Here is a 14793-nt window from a genome sequence, read left to right on the forward strand (position 1 = left end):
TTCTGCCGCCCGAAAGTCAAGAGCGGGGGTCGGATTCGCCGCAGCCCGGACGCGCCGTGACGGGGTGTTTCACGGCGGCAATCCGCCGAGCCGGGGGGAGCGCCGCGCCGGGGGCGCCATGCTGCCATAATGCCGCAACGCGGCAAGATGGCAGGTCCGGGCGCCGCGTCATGATTGCCTCGTGCCCTCGGGTAAGCTACTCGTGACAGGATTATTGCCAGGATAAGACCAAGCGGGGGGACGTGGGGCATGGCCGAGATCGAACGCGAGTCGATGGAATATGACGTTGTGATCGTGGGCGCCGGCCCCTCGGGTCTGTCGGCCGCGATCCGGCTCAAGCAGATGGACCCCGATCTACAGGTCGTCGTGCTCGAGAAGGGGTCGGAGGTGGGTGCCCACATCCTGTCGGGCGCTGTTCTGGACCCGGCGGGGCTTGACGTGCTGATCCCCGACTGGCGCGACCGCGGCGCCCCGGTCAAGACCGCCGTGCGCGAGGACAACTTCTGGATCCTGACCGCGGGCAGCCACAGCCGCATTCCGTCCTGGCCGATGCCGCCGCTGATGTCGAACCACGGCAAATACATCGTGTCGATGGGCAATGTCTGCCGCTGGCTGGCCGAACAGGCCGAGGCGCTGGGCGTCGAGATCTTTCCCGGCATGTCGGCTTCGGAACTGGTCTGGAGCGAGGACGGCGCGGTCAAGGGTGTCGTCGCCGGCGAATTCGGCAAGGACGCCGACGGCACGCCCGGCCCGAACTACGAACCGGGGATGGAGCTGCACGGCAAATATGTGCTGATCGCCGAGGGCGTGCGCGGGTCGCTTGCCAAGCAGGTGATCGGCAAGTTCGCGCTGTCCGCGGGCAAGTGCCCGCAGAAATACGGCATCGGCATGAAGGAGATCTGGGAGATCGACCCGGCCCTTCACCGCGAAGGCACCGTGACCCACACGATGGGTTGGCCGCTGGGCGACGAGGCCGGGGGCGGGTCGTTCATCTATCACGCCGAGAACAACCAGCTCTTCATCGGCTTTGTCGTGCACCTGAACTACAAGAACCCCCATCTGAACCCCTACATGGAGTTCCAGCGCTTCAAGCATCACCCCGAGATTGCCAAGCTGCTGGAGGGGGGCAAGCGCGTCGCCTATGGCGCCCGCGCCATCTCCGAGGGCGGCTGGCAGTCGATCCCGAAGGTGGTCTTCCCCGGCGGGGCGCTGCTGGGGTGTTCGGCCGGTCTGGTCAACGTCCCGCGCATCAAGGGCAACCACAACGCCATGCTGTCGGGCATTGCCGCCGCCGAGGCTGCCGCCGCCGCGATCAAGGACGGGCGCTCGGGCGACGAGCTGACCGGCTATGAAAAGGCGCTGCGCAGCGGTCCCATCGCGCGCGACCTCAAGCCCGTGCGCAACGTCAAGCCGCTATGGTCGCATCTGGGCATGTGGGGCAGCATGATCGCGGGCGGCTTCGACATGTGGGTGGCCAACCTGACCGGCTGGAACCCGCTGGGCACGCTCAAGCATCACCGCACCGATGCCGCGATGACCGAGCCGGCGTCCAAGCACAAGCCGATCGACTATCCCAAGCCCGACGGCAAGATCAGCTTCGACCGGCTGACCAACGTGGCCTTTGCCGCCACCAACCACGAGGAAAGCCAGCCCTGCCACCTGCGGCTGACCGACCCCGAGGCGCCGATCAAGATCAACCTGGCGCAATTCGACGAACCGGCGCAGCGCTATTGCCCCGCCGGCGTCTACGAGGTGCTCGAGGGCGAGGACGGGCCGCGGTTCCAGATCAACTTCCAGAACTGCGTGCATTGCAAGACCTGCGACATCAAGGACCCCAGCCAGAACATCACCTGGACCACGCCGCAGGGTGGCGACGGGCCGAACTACCCCAACATGTGACGCGTGTCCGGCCGGGATCCTTCCCGGCCGGTTGCGTCTGGCGCGCCCGACGGGGCGCAGGACAGCACGATCACGTTCCGGTGTCACGTCTGCGCGACAGGTCGCGCACAAGATCGGGCGGGCGATTGCCTTGCCGGGGGGCGACAGCTAGATTCGCGCCGTCTAGCCGGAGATCTGCGTGCCCCTTTCGTTTCCCCGTCCCGCTGTCCTTTGCAAGGTTCCGGCCGCTCTGGCCCTGACCTTCGCGCTGGCCGCTCCGCTGGCCGCCGAGGCCCCCGCCGGGGCCTATCTGGCCGCGCGTTTCGCCAGCGCCAATGACGATTACGCCGCCGCCGCGACCTATTACGCGCGCGCCCTGGCCGGCGATTCCGCGAATGTGATGCTTCAGGAAAGCGCGCTGGTGGCCTATCTGGGCAGCGGCGATCTCGATCGTGCTGCCCGGCTGGCGCAGGAGGCCGGCGCCCGCAGTCCCAGCCAGATCGCTGCGCTGGTCCAGCTGGCCGCGGCGGGCAAGGCCGGCGATTACGCCGCCGCCGGCGCGCTTCTGGATGACGGCCTGCGCGTGGGCCCGCTGGTCGAGGGGCTGGCGCGCGGCTGGATCGCGCTGGGCCGCGGCCAGATGTCCGAGGCCGTGCGCCATTTCGATGCCCTGACCGCCGAGCCGGGCCTGACCGCCTTTGGCGCCTATCACAAGGCGCTGGCGCTGGCCTCGGTGGGCGATTTCGAGGGCGCCGATGCGATCTTCTCGGGCGAGGCATCGCGCGTGCTGCGCTCGACCCGGCGGGGGGTTCTGGCCTATGCCGAGATCCTCAGCCAGCTTGAACGCAACGACGACGCGCTGGCCGTTCTCGAGGCGGTCTTCGGGGCCGACCCCGACCCCGAGGCGACCAAGATGATCGAGACGCTCAGGGCCGGGGGAACGCTGCCTTTCAGCATTGTCACCGATGCCCGCGACGGGCTGGCCGAGACCTATCTGACCGTCGCCGGTGCGCTGCGCGGCGAAACGCCCGATGCCTATACGCTGGTCTATGCGCGTCTTGGCGCCTATCTGCGCCCCGACCTGGCCGATGCGATGCTGCTGATCGGGGCGATCCTCGAGGAGCAGCAGCAATACGACCTGGCCAATGCCGCCTATGCGCAGGTGCCGCGGTCCAGCCCGGGGTTCCCGGCGGCCGAGACCGGGCGGGCGGGCGCGCTGATCGCCTCGGGCAATGCCGACGAAGGGATCGAGGTGCTCGAGGCGCTGTCGCGCGCCTATCCGCGCCTGCCGGGGGTGTGGATGACGCTGGGCGATGCGCTGCGCCGGGCCGAACGCTATCCCGAGGCCGCCACTGCCTATGACCGGGCCGTGACGCTTTATGGCGACCCCGAGACCGTGGGCTGGTTTCTCTATTACGCGCGCGGCGTGGCGCTGGAACGTTCGGGGGAATGGGACCGCGCCGAGGCCGACCTGAAGAAGGCGCTGGAGCTGTCGCCCGATCACCCGCAGGTGCTGAATTATCTGGGCTATTCCTGGGTCGACATGGGGCGCAACCTCGATGCCGCGCTGGACATGATCGAACGCGCGGTCGAGGCCCGGCCCGACGATGGCTATATCGTCGATTCGCTGGGATGGGCGCTCTATCGTCTGGGCCGCTACCGCGAGGCGGCGGTGCAGATGGAGCGCGCTGTCGAGCTGACCCCGGAAGATCCGCTGATCAACGACCATCTGGGCGATGTCTTCTGGGCCGTTGGCCGCAAGCGCGAGGCGCGGTTCCAGTGGATGCGCGCGCTGTCGTTCGAACCCGAGGCCGAGAAGGACGCCCGGCGCATCCGCCGCAAGCTGGAGATCGGGCTCGATGCGGTGCTGGCCGAGGAAGGGGCGCCGCCGCTGCGGGCCGCCGACAAGCAGGACTGATCCATGAGACACGAGACCGCGGGCGTTCTGGCGCCTGCCAAGGTGAACCTGACGCTGCATGTGACGGGGCGGCGCGAGGATGGCTACCACCTTCTCGATTCGCTGGTCGTCTTCTGCGGGGTGGGGGATGTGATCCGCGTGGCCCCGGCCGACAGGCTGTCGCTGCGTGTCACCGGGCCGATGGGCGCGGGCATTCCCGTTGACGACAGCAATCTGGTGCTGCGGGCCGCGCGTCTGCTCGATACCGGCAAGGGCGCCGCGATCACGCTGGAAAAGCACCTGCCGATGGCCTCGGGGATCGGGGGCGGTTCGTCGGATGCGGCGGCGACGCTGCGCGCGCTGGCCGAGATGTGGGGCGTGCCGCTGCCGGAGACGCGCGCGACCATGGCGCTGGGCGCGGACCTGCCGGTCTGCATGGCGCCGGGGGCGTGGCGGATGCAGGGCCTGGGCGAGGAACTGGCGCCGCTGTCGGGGCTGCCGATGCTGTGGATGGTGCTGGTCAATCCCGGCGTGCCGGTTTCGACCCCGGCGGTCTTCAAGGCGCTGGGCAAGCGCGACAATCCGCCCATGCCCGCGCTTCCCGAATTTCCCGACGCGCAGGCGCTGGCCGATTTCGTGGCCCGCCAGCGCAACGATCTGGAACCCGCGGCGCGCGCCGTGGCCCCGGTGATCGGCGATGTGGTTGACGCCATCGCCGCAACCGACGGGTGCCTCGTGGCGCGGATGTCGGGGTCGGGGGCGACCTGCTTTGGCCTATATACTGCGGCCGACATCGCCGCCGTCGCGGCCGACCGGATCCGCGCCGCCCGGCCGGAATGGTGGGCGGCCTCGGGGCCCGTGATCGGCTAAGGTCTTGATCGGCTGAATACGAACGAAAAAAGGCGCGAAGGGCTGCCCCTTCGCGCCTTTCGGCTTTCGTTTCCAGTGCTCTCAGCGGTTTCGGGGCCTCAGCGGATCCGGGCCACGACGTAGAGCGCCAGCTCCTCGAGCATCTCGCGCAGCGGCTGCTGGGGCAGGATCGCCAGCGCGTCACGCGCCCGTTCGGCCCAGGCCAGCGCATCGGCGCGCGTGGCGGCCAGCGCGCCGTGATGCGCCATCAGCTTCATCGCATGTTCGAGGTCGCCGACCTCCTGCTGGCCCTTCTCGATCGTGCGGCTCCAGAAGGCGCGCTCTTCGGCATCGGCCAGCGCCACCGCCTTGATGACCGGCAGCGTCAGCTTGCGCTCGCGGAAATCGTCGCCGGTGTTCTTGCCGATCACATCGGCCGCGCCGGCATAATCGAGGTAATCATCGACGATCTGGAAGGCCACGCCCAGCGCGTCGCCATAGGTATAGAGCGCGCGGACCTGTTCGTCGCTGGCCCCCGCGATCACCGCGCCGACCTCGGTCGCGGCCGAGAACAGCGCCGCCGTCTTGCCCCGCACGACCTTGAGATAGATCTCCTCGGTCGTGGCCAGATCGCGCGCGGCGGTCAGTTGCAGCACCTCGCCTTCCGAGATCGTGGCCGAGGCATTCGACAGGATCTCGAGCACGCGCATGTTGCCGGTCTCGGTCATCAGCTGGAAGCTGCGGGCGAACAGATAGTCGCCGCACAGGACGCTGGACTTGTTGTCCCAGAGCAGGTTCGCCGTGGGCCGGCCGCGGCGCTGCTGGCTTTCGTCAACCACGTCATCATGCAGCAGCGTGGCGGTGTGGATGAATTCCACCGTGGCCGCCAGATGCACGTGATAGCGCCCGGTGTAGCCGCACAGATTGGCCGCCGCCAGCGTCAGCATCGGGCGCAGGCGCTTGCCGCCGGCCTCGATCAGATGCGCCGTCACCTCGGGGATGCGCGGGGCGTTTTCGCTGGCCATGCGTTCGCGGATCAGGCGGTTGACCGCCTCCATGTCCTCGGCCAGCGCCTCGGCCAGCCGGTCATGGGGTTTCTGTGCCTTGTCGTCGAGGCTCATCGCGTGTTTCCCATCTGCCCATGCCCCGCCTCGACAGGCCCCGGATGGGCCCCTAAGTATGGCGGCATGAAAGAACTTCTGCGCAGCACTGACCCCGTCCTGATGGCCATGGCCACTGCGCGTCTGGACGGTGAGGGTATAACGGCCTTTCAGATGGACGTCCACATGAGCGTGCTGGACGGATCGATTGGCATATTGCCGCGCAGATTGATGGTGGCCGACGAGGAGGCCTTTGTCGCCCGCGCCATCCTGCGCGATTGCGGGCTGATCGAATGAGCTTCGATCCCGCGGATCTGAGCCTTGACGGTTTTCTGGACGGGCGGCTGAGGATCGCGCAGCCCAAGACGGGGTTCCGGTCGGGCATGGATGCGGTGCTGCTGGCCGCGGCCTGTCCCGCCGCGCCCGGTGCGCGGGTGCTGGAACTTGGCTGCGGGGCGGGGGTGGCCAGCCTGTGCCTGATGGCGCGGGTGCCGGTGGTGGCCGCGGCGCTCGAGGTGCAGCCGGCCTATGCCGCACTTGCGCGGGAGAATGCGCGCCGGGCCGGGATGGCGCTTGAGGTGATCGAGGGCGACCTGACCCGCATGCCGGCCGAGCTGCGCGCGCGCGGCTTTGATCACGTGATCGCCAACCCCCCCTATTTCGAGGCCGGCACCCCGGCCCCCGATCCGGGCCGGGCGCAGGCGCGTCACGAAAGCGCGGATCTGGCAGCCTGGATCGACGCGGGTTTGCGGCGGCTGGTGCCCGGCGGCTGGCTGACGCTGATCCAGCGCGCCGAGCGGCTGGGGGATCTTCTGGCGGCGCTGGGCGCGCGCGCGGGTGCGGTCACGATCCTGCCGGTGGCGGGCCGGGCGGGGCGGCCTGCCGGGCGGGTTCTTCTTCGGGCGCGCAAGGGCGGCCGCGCGCCGCTGCGCCTTCTGGCGCCCCTTGTCCTGCATGCCGCCGCCGCCCACGGGCGCGATGGCGAAGACCTCTCGGATGCTGCGCAGGCAGTGCTGCGGCGCGGCGAAGCCCTTGATTTTTCGGGGTGAAAACGCCACAGCGCAGCAATTTGTTCACGAGAATGAGAGAATGCCCCCCTGTTTCGCCCGGTAACGGGTGACACGACTCGGTTTCTGTGATGGACTTGTAACAGTCTCAGCGGAAAGGAGTCTGCTATGTCCCTCAGCTCGCATGTCACCGAACTTCGTCGCAAACACGAAGCCCTTTCGGAGGCCGTGGAGAGAGCCCAGCGAAGCCCCGGCACGACCGATCTGGAGATCGCGGACATGAAGAAGCAGAAGCTGAAACTGAAAGAACAGATCGCCCGTCTCAGTCAGGCCTGACGGACCGAACGGCCCGCGCGCGCGGCCAGGGCCGCGCCCGCCGTAATGAGTATCGAGGCCAGCGCCAGCGTCGCGCTGGCCTTTGCATATCCGGCCGCCACCAGAATCAGCGTGGACAGCAGCGGCGCGGCATAGGAGGCGGTTCCCAGAAGCTGGATGTCGCCGCGCTTGACCCCCAGATCCCAGGTGTAGAAGGCCAGCCCCACCGGCCCCAGCCCCAGCCCCGCCACCGCGGCCCAGCCCAGCGCGCCTTCGGGCCAGAGGGTCTCCTCGAAGACAAGATGCGCGGGCAGCGACAGCGCCGCCGTGGCGAGGCAATAGACCGCGACCGCGGCGGTGGGCACGCGCCCCAACCGGCGCGAGATCAGCGAATAGCCCGCCCAGGTGAAGGCCGCCAGCAACGCCACGCCATAGCCGGGCAGGGCGCCGGCATCCGGGCCGCCCAGCCGCCCCGCGACAATGGCCGCCGCCCCCAGAAAGCCAAGCGCCGCGCCGATCACATGGCCCGCGCGCAGGGTCTCGCCCGGCAGCAGTCCCGAAAAGACCACGATCAGCAGCGGCCAGAGATAGCAGATCAGCCCGGCCTCGGCCGGGGGCGCCAGACGCATTGCGGTGAAATAGAGCAGGTGATAGCCGCAAAGCCCTGCCGTACCAAAGGCATAGACGCGCAAGGGCACCTGCGTCAGTTGCCCCAGCCCGCCGGTGCGCATGACCCAGATCAGCCCGATCAGCCCGCCCAGGGCAAAGGTCATGGCGTTCAGCTGAAGCGGCGGAACGGGTGTGGAGCCCACCGTCATCAGCGCGAGCAGCGCCCACAGGGCGACGGCGGAAAACCCGATCAGGGTGGCCTGGTTGCGGCTCATGGCGGGGCCCTTGCAATGAAAAACGGCCCGCAGGATGCGGGCCGTTTCCCGGAATGTGAAGGGGCTCAGGTCAGATACTGGCCGCCGTTGGCGGTGATGGTCGAACCGGTGATGAAGCCTGCATCATCCGAGGCCAGGAAGACCACGCAGCGGGCAATATCGGCCGGGTCGCCCAGACGGCCGACCGGGATCGTGGAGATGATCGACTCGCGCACCTTTTCCGGCACCGCCATCACCATTTCGGTGGCGATGTAGCCGGGGCAGATGGCGTTCACGGTGATGCCCGCGCGCGCACCTTCCTGCGCCAGGGCCTTGGTGAAGCCGATGTCGCCCGCCTTGGCCGCCGAATAGTTGGCCTGGCCGAACTGGCCCTTCTGCCCGTTGATCGACGAGATGTTGACCACGCGGCCGAACTTGCGCTCGCGCATGCCGGGCCACAGCGGGTGGGTCATGTTGAACAGGCCCGACAGGTTGGTGTCCATGACCGCCTGCCATTGATCGCGCGACATCTTGTGGAACGGCGCGTCGCGCGTGATGCCGGCGTTGTTGACCAGCACGTCGACCGGGCCCAGGTCGGCCTCGACGCGGGCGATGCCCTCGGCGCAGGCGTCGTAATCGGCCACCGACCATTTGTAGGTGGGGATGCCGGTCTCGGCGGTGAATTTCGCCGCGGCTTCGTCGTTGCCGGCGTAGTTGGCGGCGACCTTGTAGCCCGCCTCCTTCAGCGCCACGGAAATGGCGGCCCCGATCCCGCGCGAGCCCCCGGTGACAAGTGCAACCCTCGACATGATTCCTCCCGATCGAAATGTCTTTGAAACGCTGTTACCGAAAAACAAAACGACGCGCAACAATGTTGCGCGCCGAATTTTTGCATTGCAGCGATGTCAGAGGGCTTCGAGGCACATGGCCACGCCCATGCCGCCGCCGATGCACAGCGTCGCAAGGCCCTTCTTGGCGCCCGAACGTTTCATCTCGAAGACAAGCGTGTTCAGGATGCGGCAGCCCGACGCGCCGATCGGGTGGCCGATGGCGATGGCGCCGCCGTTGACGTTCACTTTCGAGGTGTCCCAGCCCATGTCCTTGTTCACGGCGCAGGCCTGGGCGGCGAAGGCCTCGTTGGCCTCGATCAGGTCAAGATCCGCGGCCGTCCAGCCGGCCTTTTCCAGCGCCTTGCGCGAGGACGGGATCGGCCCGCAGCCCATGATCGACGGGTCAAGCCCGGCGGTCGCATAGGAGGCGATGCGCGCCATCGGCGTCAGGCCGCGACGGGCGGCTTCGGCTTCGCTCATCAGCAGGACCGCGGCGGCGCCGTCATTGATGCCCGAGGCATTTCCGGCGGTGACGCTGCCGTCCTTGGTGAAGGCCGGGCGCAGCTTCTGCATCTGTTCGATGGTGGCGCCGTGGCGGATGTATTCGTCGGCATCCACGATGGTCTCGCCCTTGCGGGTCTTGACCGTGAAGGGGATGATCTCGTCGACAAATTTGCCTGCCTTCTGCGCGGCTTCGGCCTTGTTCTGGCTGGCCAGCGCGAATTCGTCCTGCATCTCGCGGGTGATGCCCCATTGCGCGGCGACATTCTCGGCGGTCTGGCCCATGTGATAGCCGTTGAAGGCGTCCCACAGGCCGTCCTTGATCATCGAATCGATGAATTTCATGTCGCCCATCTTCTGGCCGGCGCGCAGATGCGCGACATGGGGCGACAGCGACATGCTTTCCTGACCGCCGGCGATGACGATCTCGGCATCGCCCAGGGCGATATGCTGGGCACCCAGCGCCACCGCGCGCAGGCCCGAGCCACAGACCTGGTTGAGGCCCCAGGCCGCGCTTTCGATGGGCAGGCCGGCGTTGATATGCGCCTGGCGGGCGGGGTTCTGGCCCTGGCCGGCGGTCAGCACCTGGCCCAGGATGGTCTCGCTGACCTCGGCCTTGTCGATCCCGGCGCGGGCGACGACGGCCTCGAGCACCGCGGCGCCCAGATCATGGGCGGGGGTGTTGGCGAAAGCCCCGTTGAAGCTGCCGACAGCCGTGCGGGCTGCCGAGACGATCACGACATTGGTCATCTGGGTCCTCTCTCCCTTTCCTAGACATGCCGGACGCGGAGGTCCGATGCCGCTGCGCAGCATAGCCGAAGCCGATCACAGGTCCAGCCCCCGTCCTGACGCATGGCGCGAGAGGGGGCGGCGCGAAGGGGAGCCGCGCGGACGCGCCCCCGAAGTCGACGATGACAGGCGGGCGAAGGGAAAGGGTGCGGACGCTGGGCGCTCAGCCCGAGGCGCGCATCTGCGCGGTGGGGGTCTTCCACGGCGGCATGATCGTCGGCGCGCCGAAGTAATAGCCCTGCATGCAGTCGATCCCGATCGACTGGAGATATTCGCAATCGCGCGCGTTCTCGACGGATTCGGCCACCGTGAACATCTCGAAATGCTGGGCGACCGAGATCAGCGCCTTGGTCAGCGCCTGGTTGTCCGGGTTTTCGGCGATGCCGCGGATGAACTGGCCGTCGATCTTGACGATGTCGAAGAAGAATTCGCGCAGATAGCGGAACGAGGTCTGCCCCGCGCCGAAATCATCCAGCGCGAAGGAGACGCCGCGCTGCTGGAGATCTTGCATGAAGAAGCTGACCAGATCGGGCAGCACCATGGCCGAGCTTTCGGTGATCTCGAGGATCAGGCGTTCGGCGGCGGTGTCGTCGCGCGCCAACCCCTTGTTGAGCGTCTTCATCCAGGCCGGATAGCCGATCGAGCGCGCCGACATGTTGATGGCCAGGCGCAGATCCGGGTCTTCGGCCAGGGCGATCAGGCCCATTTCAAGCGCGAGGCAGTCGATCTGGCGGCCGATCTCGGCGGTTTCGACCGATTCGATGAAGTCACGCGCCGGAATGATGCGGCCCGCGTCGTCGAGAAGGCGGATCAGCCCCTCGTAGAAGGCGGGACGATCGGGGCGCGCGGCCTGCACCACCGGTTGGAAGGCCAGGACCACATCGCCCCTGCCGACGGCCCGGCGGACCAGCGCCATCGTCTCGCGATCGCGCTGGGCGACGGCATAATCGAGCGGGCTGTTCATCGCCGGCTCGATGGGCTCACCCGAAAACTGATCGCGGTTCGGCATGACATCCTCCTTGACGCAATAAGGGCAGGCTGGAGGAAATGCCCTAAGAGACCGTAAAATCCAAAATTCGAGACGATATTTTTCGTGCCAATGGCGGCAGTCTTGCAGGGCGCACACAACCCAGGGGTGTTTCGTCGCGAAAAATGGGGGGGGTCGGTGCGCAAGAGCGTCACATGAAGCCCGTCTGCAACCTATTCTTAAAAAAGTCGGGTCTAGCCTGCGTGCCATGACACCACTGGCTCGGGCAGAACATGCAAGAAGAACTCTCGAACGCGACCGGCCGCCGCACCACTATCAATTCCGAAGTCCCGTTTGGAATTGACGAAATATTCTATTCCCACACCGATTCGCGTGGGGTGATCCGCTTCGGCAACCGGGTCTTCCAGCGGGTGTGCGGGCACGATTGGGATGAGCTGATCGGCGCACCCCACCGGATCGTGCGCCATCCCGACATGCCGCGCGCGGTCTTCTGGCTGATGTGGGAAAAGCTCAAGGCAGGGCAGCCGATCGGCGCCTATGTCAAGAACCAGTCCAAGGACGGCCGTTTCTACTGGGTCTTTGCGACCATCTCGCCGATGTCGGACGGCTTCTTGTCCGTGCGCATCAAGCCGACGGCGCCGGTCTTTGACACCATCCGCGCCGAATACGAGGCGCTTCGCGCACGCGAGCTGAAAGAGAAGATCAGCCCCGAGGAAAGCGCGGGCCTTCTGGTCGAGCGTCTCGCCAAGCTGGGCTTTCCCGACTACGAGACCTTCATGACGCGCGCTCTGACCGATGAATTGAAGGCCCGCGACACCGCGCACAGGGTCAGCGGGGCGGCCAGCCGCGCCATGGGGCAGATCTGCGCGGCGCTGGAAGAGGGGCTGCGCGAACGCTCGGCGCTGGTCACCACCTTCGGCGCGCTGCATTCCATCCCCACCAACATGCGGATTGTGGCCTCGCGTCTCGAACCGGCCGGCGGGCCGATCAGCGCCATCTCGGACAATTACAAGATCGCCTCGGCCGAGATCGTCAACCGCCTCGATGCCTATGCGCGGGGCGATGACAGCCTGTGCGAACGCATGTCGCGCGTGGTCAACGAAGGGCTGTTCCAGATGGGCTGCGCGCAGGTGCAGGCCGAGGCGCTGTCGCAGTTTCGCGCCGAGAAGCGGGTCGAGGATGCGGGGGCCGACAGCGCCGCCGAGATGCAGGCGCTCGAAGAGACCGCGCATAACGGCCGCGATGCCGCACGCCGGGGGCTGTTCGAGGCCGTCGAATCGGCAGCGAACCTGCGCAAGGTCAGCGCCGATCTGCAACGGCTGATGCTGGGGCTCGATTCGATCCGCGTCATGGGGCGGGTCGAAAGCGGGCGTCTGCGCAATCCGGTGTCGGGCCTTTCGGCCACGATCGACCAGCTCGACAAGTATCACGGCGACATTCGGACGCATCTGGATGTCCTGATCTCGGTTTGCGAGCGGATCGAACGCGACGGCCAATCGACCATGACCGCGCTGGCCGCCTGAGGCAGGGCACGCGCGTCTTGTGCCCCGCTGCCCGGCGGGTAGTGTCGAACCCGGCAGTCAGCCGGGGGAGGGGCGCATGGCCGGAAGCTTTGACACGATCATCGTGGGCGGCGGATCGGCGGGCGCGGTCCTGGCCGCGCGCCTGAGCGAGGATCCCGCGCGCCGGGTCTGCCTGATCGAGGCGGGGACCACGGCGCGCGACATCTTCGTGCGCGCCCCGCTTCTGATCGCGGCCATGGTGTCGGGGCGCCCGCCGCTGCACAATTGGGCCTATCGCACGGTGCCGCAGCCGGGGCTGAACGGGCGGCGGGGGTTCCAGCCGCGCGGACGCGGGCTGGGGGGCTCGTCGGCCATCAACGCCATGCTCTATACGCGCGGCGTGCCCGACGATTACGATGCCTGGGCGGCGATGGGCGCAACCGGCTGGGATTGGGCGGCCTGCCTGCCGTGGTTTCGCCGCGCCGAGCGCCAGGGCCGCGGCGCGTCGGCCTGGCATGGCGGGGACGGCCCGCTGAACGTGACCGACCAGAGCGCGCCGCGCTCGCTGGCGCGGGCCTTCGTGGCCGCTTGCGCCGAGGCCGGGCATCCCGTGACCGACGATTTCAACGCCCCGCCCTTTCACGGCGCGGGGCTCTATCAGGTGACGCAATTCTTCGACGGGCCGCGCAAGGGCGAACGCTGCTCGGCGGCGGCAGCCTATCTGCACGGGGTGATGGACCGGCCCAACCTGCGAGTGATGACCCGCACGCGCGCGCGGCGGATCCTGTTTGCGGCGGGCCGCGCGACGGGGGTCGAACTGGCCGGCGGGCGCCGCCTGGCCGCGCCCGAGGTGATCCTGAGCGCGGGCGCTTTCGGATCGCCGCAGCTGCTGATGCTGTCGGGGGTGGGGCCGGCCGATCATCTGCGCGCGCATGGCATCGCGGTCGTGGCTGACCGGCCCGAGGTGGGCGAGAACCTGCACGATCACCTGGATTACACCATCAGCCACCGCAGTCTGCGCCGCGACGCGCTGGCGCTCAACCCGCGCGGCCTTGCGCGCATGGCGCGGGCGGCGGGGCGGTGGCGGCGCACGGGCACGGGGATGTTTGCCTCGCCCACCGCGGAAGGGGGGGCGTTTCTCAAGTCGGACCCCGATCTGCCGCATCCCGATCTGCAAGTGCATTTCGTGGTGGGGATCGTCGACGATCACATGCGCAAGCTGCATCTGGCCGATGGATTTTCGGCCCATGTCTGCGGGCTTTACCCGGTGTCGCGCGGGCGGGTGCGGCTGGTCTCGGCCGATCCGCGGGCGGCCCCGGCGATCGACCCGGCCTTTCTGGACGCGCCGCAGGATCTGGCCGTGCTGATGCGCGGCGCGCGGATCATCGAGGATATCCTGGCGCGTCCCGCCCTTGCCCCCTGGCGGGGGGCGCGGCTCTATCCGCATGACGGGTCGGACGCGGCCCTGGCCGCCGATATCCGGGCCCGCGCCGATACGATCTATCACCCCGTCGGCACCTGCCGGATGGGGGCGGACGCCGCCGCCGTCGTGGACCCCGATCTGCGCGTGCAGGGGGTCGAGGGGCTGCGCGTCGTCGATGCGTCGGTCATGCCGCGGCTGGTCGGCGGCAACACGAACGCGCCCACGATCATGCTGGCCGAACGCGCCGCGTCACTGATTTCAGGAAATCAATAAAATCCGGAACATCTGAATTCCGCGCATTTCCGGAATTTCTGGATATAAGGAATAACTGGATATAAGGAATAATAATTCAGGTCAGACCCTTACAGGGTCAGGTGCCGGGCCCGCGCCCCCCGCTCGATCGCCGCCGCATGCAGCCGATCCACGCTCAGCTCGTGGCGGATCTCCTCGAGCATGCGCAGTTCGACATCCCCCAGCATCCCGTCGGCGGCGGCGACGTCGCAGGCCAGGGCATAGGCGGTCTCGAACAGCCGCTCGGGCAGCCCCTCGCGCACCAGCCCGAAGAGCGCGTCCAGACCGTCTTCCTCCTCGAACAGGGAATAGACCACGCGCGCCACCTCGCTGATGCGGTCGATGTCGTAATCGGCGAAGATCGGCAGGTGATTGACCATGCGCTCGATGGCGACCAGCTCTGAGGTGCGCACGTTCTCGTCGGAGACCGAGACCGCCACCATGACCGCGACCAGCGCGTCCTGAGGGGTAAGGAGATGCAGCTTGTCGGTCATCGGGGTTCTTCCGCAAAAGGGGTGTTTCCGGGTAAAATATTGACCTTCATGACGCCGTTCAATAGG

General features: G+C 67.7%; 14 protein-coding genes. 8 read left to right on the forward strand and 6 right to left on the reverse strand.

Annotation, left to right across the window (positions count from 1 at the left end; all coding sequences use genetic code 11):
* Nucleotides 1-249: 249 nt before the first annotated feature.
* The 3 genes from BW949_RS05050 (at nt 250) to BW949_RS05060 (ending at nt 4645) form a co-directional block, all read left to right on the forward strand.
* Nucleotides 250-1899, forward strand: a complete 1650-nt coding sequence (locus tag BW949_RS05050) for an electron transfer flavoprotein-ubiquinone oxidoreductase (protein WP_076363863.1) — start codon at nt 250-252, stop codon at nt 1897-1899.
* A 178-nt stretch (nt 1900-2077) separates the two neighbouring features.
* Nucleotides 2078-3796: a tetratricopeptide repeat protein gene (locus tag BW949_RS05055; protein WP_076363864.1), complete on the forward strand. Its 1719-nt coding sequence runs from the start codon at nt 2078-2080 to the stop codon at nt 3794-3796.
* Between the two features lie 3 nt (nt 3797-3799).
* The gene (locus BW949_RS05060) at nt 3800-4645 is read left to right on the forward strand and encodes a 4-(cytidine 5'-diphospho)-2-C-methyl-D-erythritol kinase (RefSeq protein ID WP_076363865.1); all 846 of its coding nucleotides are present in this window, start codon (nt 3800-3802) and stop codon (nt 4643-4645) included.
* 98 nt (nt 4646-4743) lie between these two features.
* Here BW949_RS05060 and BW949_RS05065 read toward each other — a convergent pair whose 3' ends face one another.
* Nucleotides 4744-5745 carry a polyprenyl synthetase family protein gene (locus tag BW949_RS05065; RefSeq protein ID WP_076363866.1) on the reverse strand — a complete coding sequence of 334 codons (1002 nt, stop codon included), beginning with the start codon at nt 5743-5745 and terminating at the stop codon, nt 4744-4746.
* Between the two features lie 66 nt (nt 5746-5811).
* Between BW949_RS05065 and BW949_RS05070 the strand changes: the two genes are divergently transcribed.
* The 3 genes from BW949_RS05070 to BW949_RS05080 all read left to right on the forward strand — a co-directional run bounded on the left by BW949_RS05070 (nt 5812) and on the right by BW949_RS05080 (nt 7067).
* Nucleotides 5812-6021, forward strand: coding sequence for a putative signal transducing protein (locus BW949_RS05070; protein ID WP_076363867.1), 210 nt, complete (start codon nt 5812-5814; stop codon nt 6019-6021).
* Entirely contained in the window at nt 6018-6773 is a 756-nt protein-coding gene (locus BW949_RS05075; RefSeq protein WP_076363868.1) for a tRNA1(Val) (adenine(37)-N6)-methyltransferase, read from the forward strand. The genes BW949_RS05070 and BW949_RS05075 overlap by 4 nt, the downstream gene beginning before the upstream one ends.
* A gap of 126 nt (nt 6774-6899) precedes the next feature.
* Entirely contained in the window at nt 6900-7067 is a 168-nt protein-coding gene (locus BW949_RS05080; protein ID WP_076363869.1) for a YdcH family protein, read from the forward strand.
* On the opposite strand, the gene yddG is transcribed toward BW949_RS05080, so the two are convergent.
* From yddG to BW949_RS05100, 4 genes are all read right to left on the reverse strand, one after another.
* Nucleotides 7058-7930: an aromatic amino acid exporter YddG gene (gene yddG, locus BW949_RS05085; RefSeq protein ID WP_076363870.1), complete on the reverse strand. Its 873-nt coding sequence runs from the start codon at nt 7928-7930 to the stop codon at nt 7058-7060. The genes BW949_RS05080 and yddG overlap by 10 nt on opposite strands.
* Before the next feature lie 65 nt (nt 7931-7995).
* Nucleotides 7996-8718: a beta-ketoacyl-ACP reductase gene (gene phbB, locus BW949_RS05090; protein ID WP_076363871.1), complete on the reverse strand. Its 723-nt coding sequence runs from the start codon at nt 8716-8718 to the stop codon at nt 7996-7998.
* Nucleotides 8719-8814: 96 nt separating this feature from the next.
* Nucleotides 8815-9990 (reverse strand): acetyl-CoA C-acetyltransferase, encoded by a 1176-nt coding sequence (locus tag BW949_RS05095; protein WP_076363872.1) that lies wholly within the window; start codon nt 9988-9990, stop codon nt 8815-8817.
* Between the two features lie 202 nt (nt 9991-10192).
* Complete coding sequence (locus tag BW949_RS05100; protein ID WP_076363873.1) at nt 10193-11038, reverse strand: EAL domain-containing protein; 846 nt, start codon at nt 11036-11038, stop codon at nt 10193-10195.
* A 251-nt stretch (nt 11039-11289) separates the two neighbouring features.
* Here BW949_RS05100 and BW949_RS05105 point away from each other — a divergent pair, with 251 nt between their 5' ends.
* Both BW949_RS05105 and BW949_RS05110 read left to right on the forward strand, forming a co-directional pair.
* The gene (locus BW949_RS05105; protein ID WP_076363874.1) at nt 11290-12540 is read left to right on the forward strand and encodes a PAS domain-containing protein; all 1251 of its coding nucleotides are present in this window, start codon (nt 11290-11292) and stop codon (nt 12538-12540) included.
* A 76-nt stretch (nt 12541-12616) separates the two neighbouring features.
* Nucleotides 12617-14215, forward strand: coding sequence for a GMC family oxidoreductase (locus BW949_RS05110; protein ID WP_076363875.1), 1599 nt, complete (start codon nt 12617-12619; stop codon nt 14213-14215).
* An 89-nt stretch (nt 14216-14304) separates the two neighbouring features.
* Here the strand turns inward: BW949_RS05110 and BW949_RS05115 are convergent, their stop codons facing one another.
* Complete coding sequence (locus BW949_RS05115; protein ID WP_076363876.1) at nt 14305-14727, reverse strand: tellurite resistance TerB family protein; 423 nt, start codon at nt 14725-14727, stop codon at nt 14305-14307.
* Nucleotides 14728-14793 lie beyond the last annotated feature (66 nt).

It is taken from the genome of Phaeovulum vinaykumarii (genome assembly GCF_900156695.1).
Taxonomy (GTDB): domain Bacteria; phylum Pseudomonadota; class Alphaproteobacteria; order Rhodobacterales; family Rhodobacteraceae; genus Bieblia_A; species Bieblia_A vinaykumarii.

Excerpts from the sequence above, each read along its gene's own strand:
- phbB (WP_076363871.1), bottom strand. The coding sequence starts at position 8,718 with ATGTCGAGGGTTGCACTTGTCACCGGGGGCTCGCGCGGGATCGGGGCC.
- BW949_RS05105 (WP_076363874.1), top strand. The coding sequence starts at position 11,290 with ATGCAAGAAGAACTCTCGAACGCGACCGGCCGCCGCACCACTATCAAT.
- BW949_RS05115 (WP_076363876.1), bottom strand. The coding sequence starts at position 14,727 with ATGACCGACAAGCTGCATCTCCTTACCCCTCAGGACGCGCTGGTCGCG.
- BW949_RS05070 (WP_076363867.1), top strand. The coding sequence starts at position 5,812 with ATGAAAGAACTTCTGCGCAGCACTGACCCCGTCCTGATGGCCATGGCC.
- BW949_RS05095 (WP_076363872.1), bottom strand. The coding sequence starts at position 9,990 with ATGACCAATGTCGTGATCGTCTCGGCAGCCCGCACGGCTGTCGGCAGC.
- yddG (WP_076363870.1), bottom strand. The coding sequence starts at position 7,930 with ATGAGCCGCAACCAGGCCACCCTGATCGGGTTTTCCGCCGTCGCCCTG.
- BW949_RS05050 (WP_076363863.1), top strand. The coding sequence starts at position 250 with ATGGCCGAGATCGAACGCGAGTCGATGGAATATGACGTTGTGATCGTG.
- BW949_RS05060 (WP_076363865.1), top strand. The coding sequence starts at position 3,800 with ATGAGACACGAGACCGCGGGCGTTCTGGCGCCTGCCAAGGTGAACCTG.
- BW949_RS05100 (WP_076363873.1), bottom strand. The coding sequence starts at position 11,038 with ATGCCGAACCGCGATCAGTTTTCGGGTGAGCCCATCGAGCCGGCGATG.
- BW949_RS05110 (WP_076363875.1), top strand. The coding sequence starts at position 12,617 with ATGGCCGGAAGCTTTGACACGATCATCGTGGGCGGCGGATCGGCGGGC.
- BW949_RS05080 (WP_076363869.1), top strand. The coding sequence starts at position 6,900 with ATGTCCCTCAGCTCGCATGTCACCGAACTTCGTCGCAAACACGAAGCC.
- BW949_RS05065 (WP_076363866.1), bottom strand. The coding sequence starts at position 5,745 with ATGAGCCTCGACGACAAGGCACAGAAACCCCATGACCGGCTGGCCGAG.
- BW949_RS05075 (WP_076363868.1), top strand. The coding sequence starts at position 6,018 with ATGAGCTTCGATCCCGCGGATCTGAGCCTTGACGGTTTTCTGGACGGG.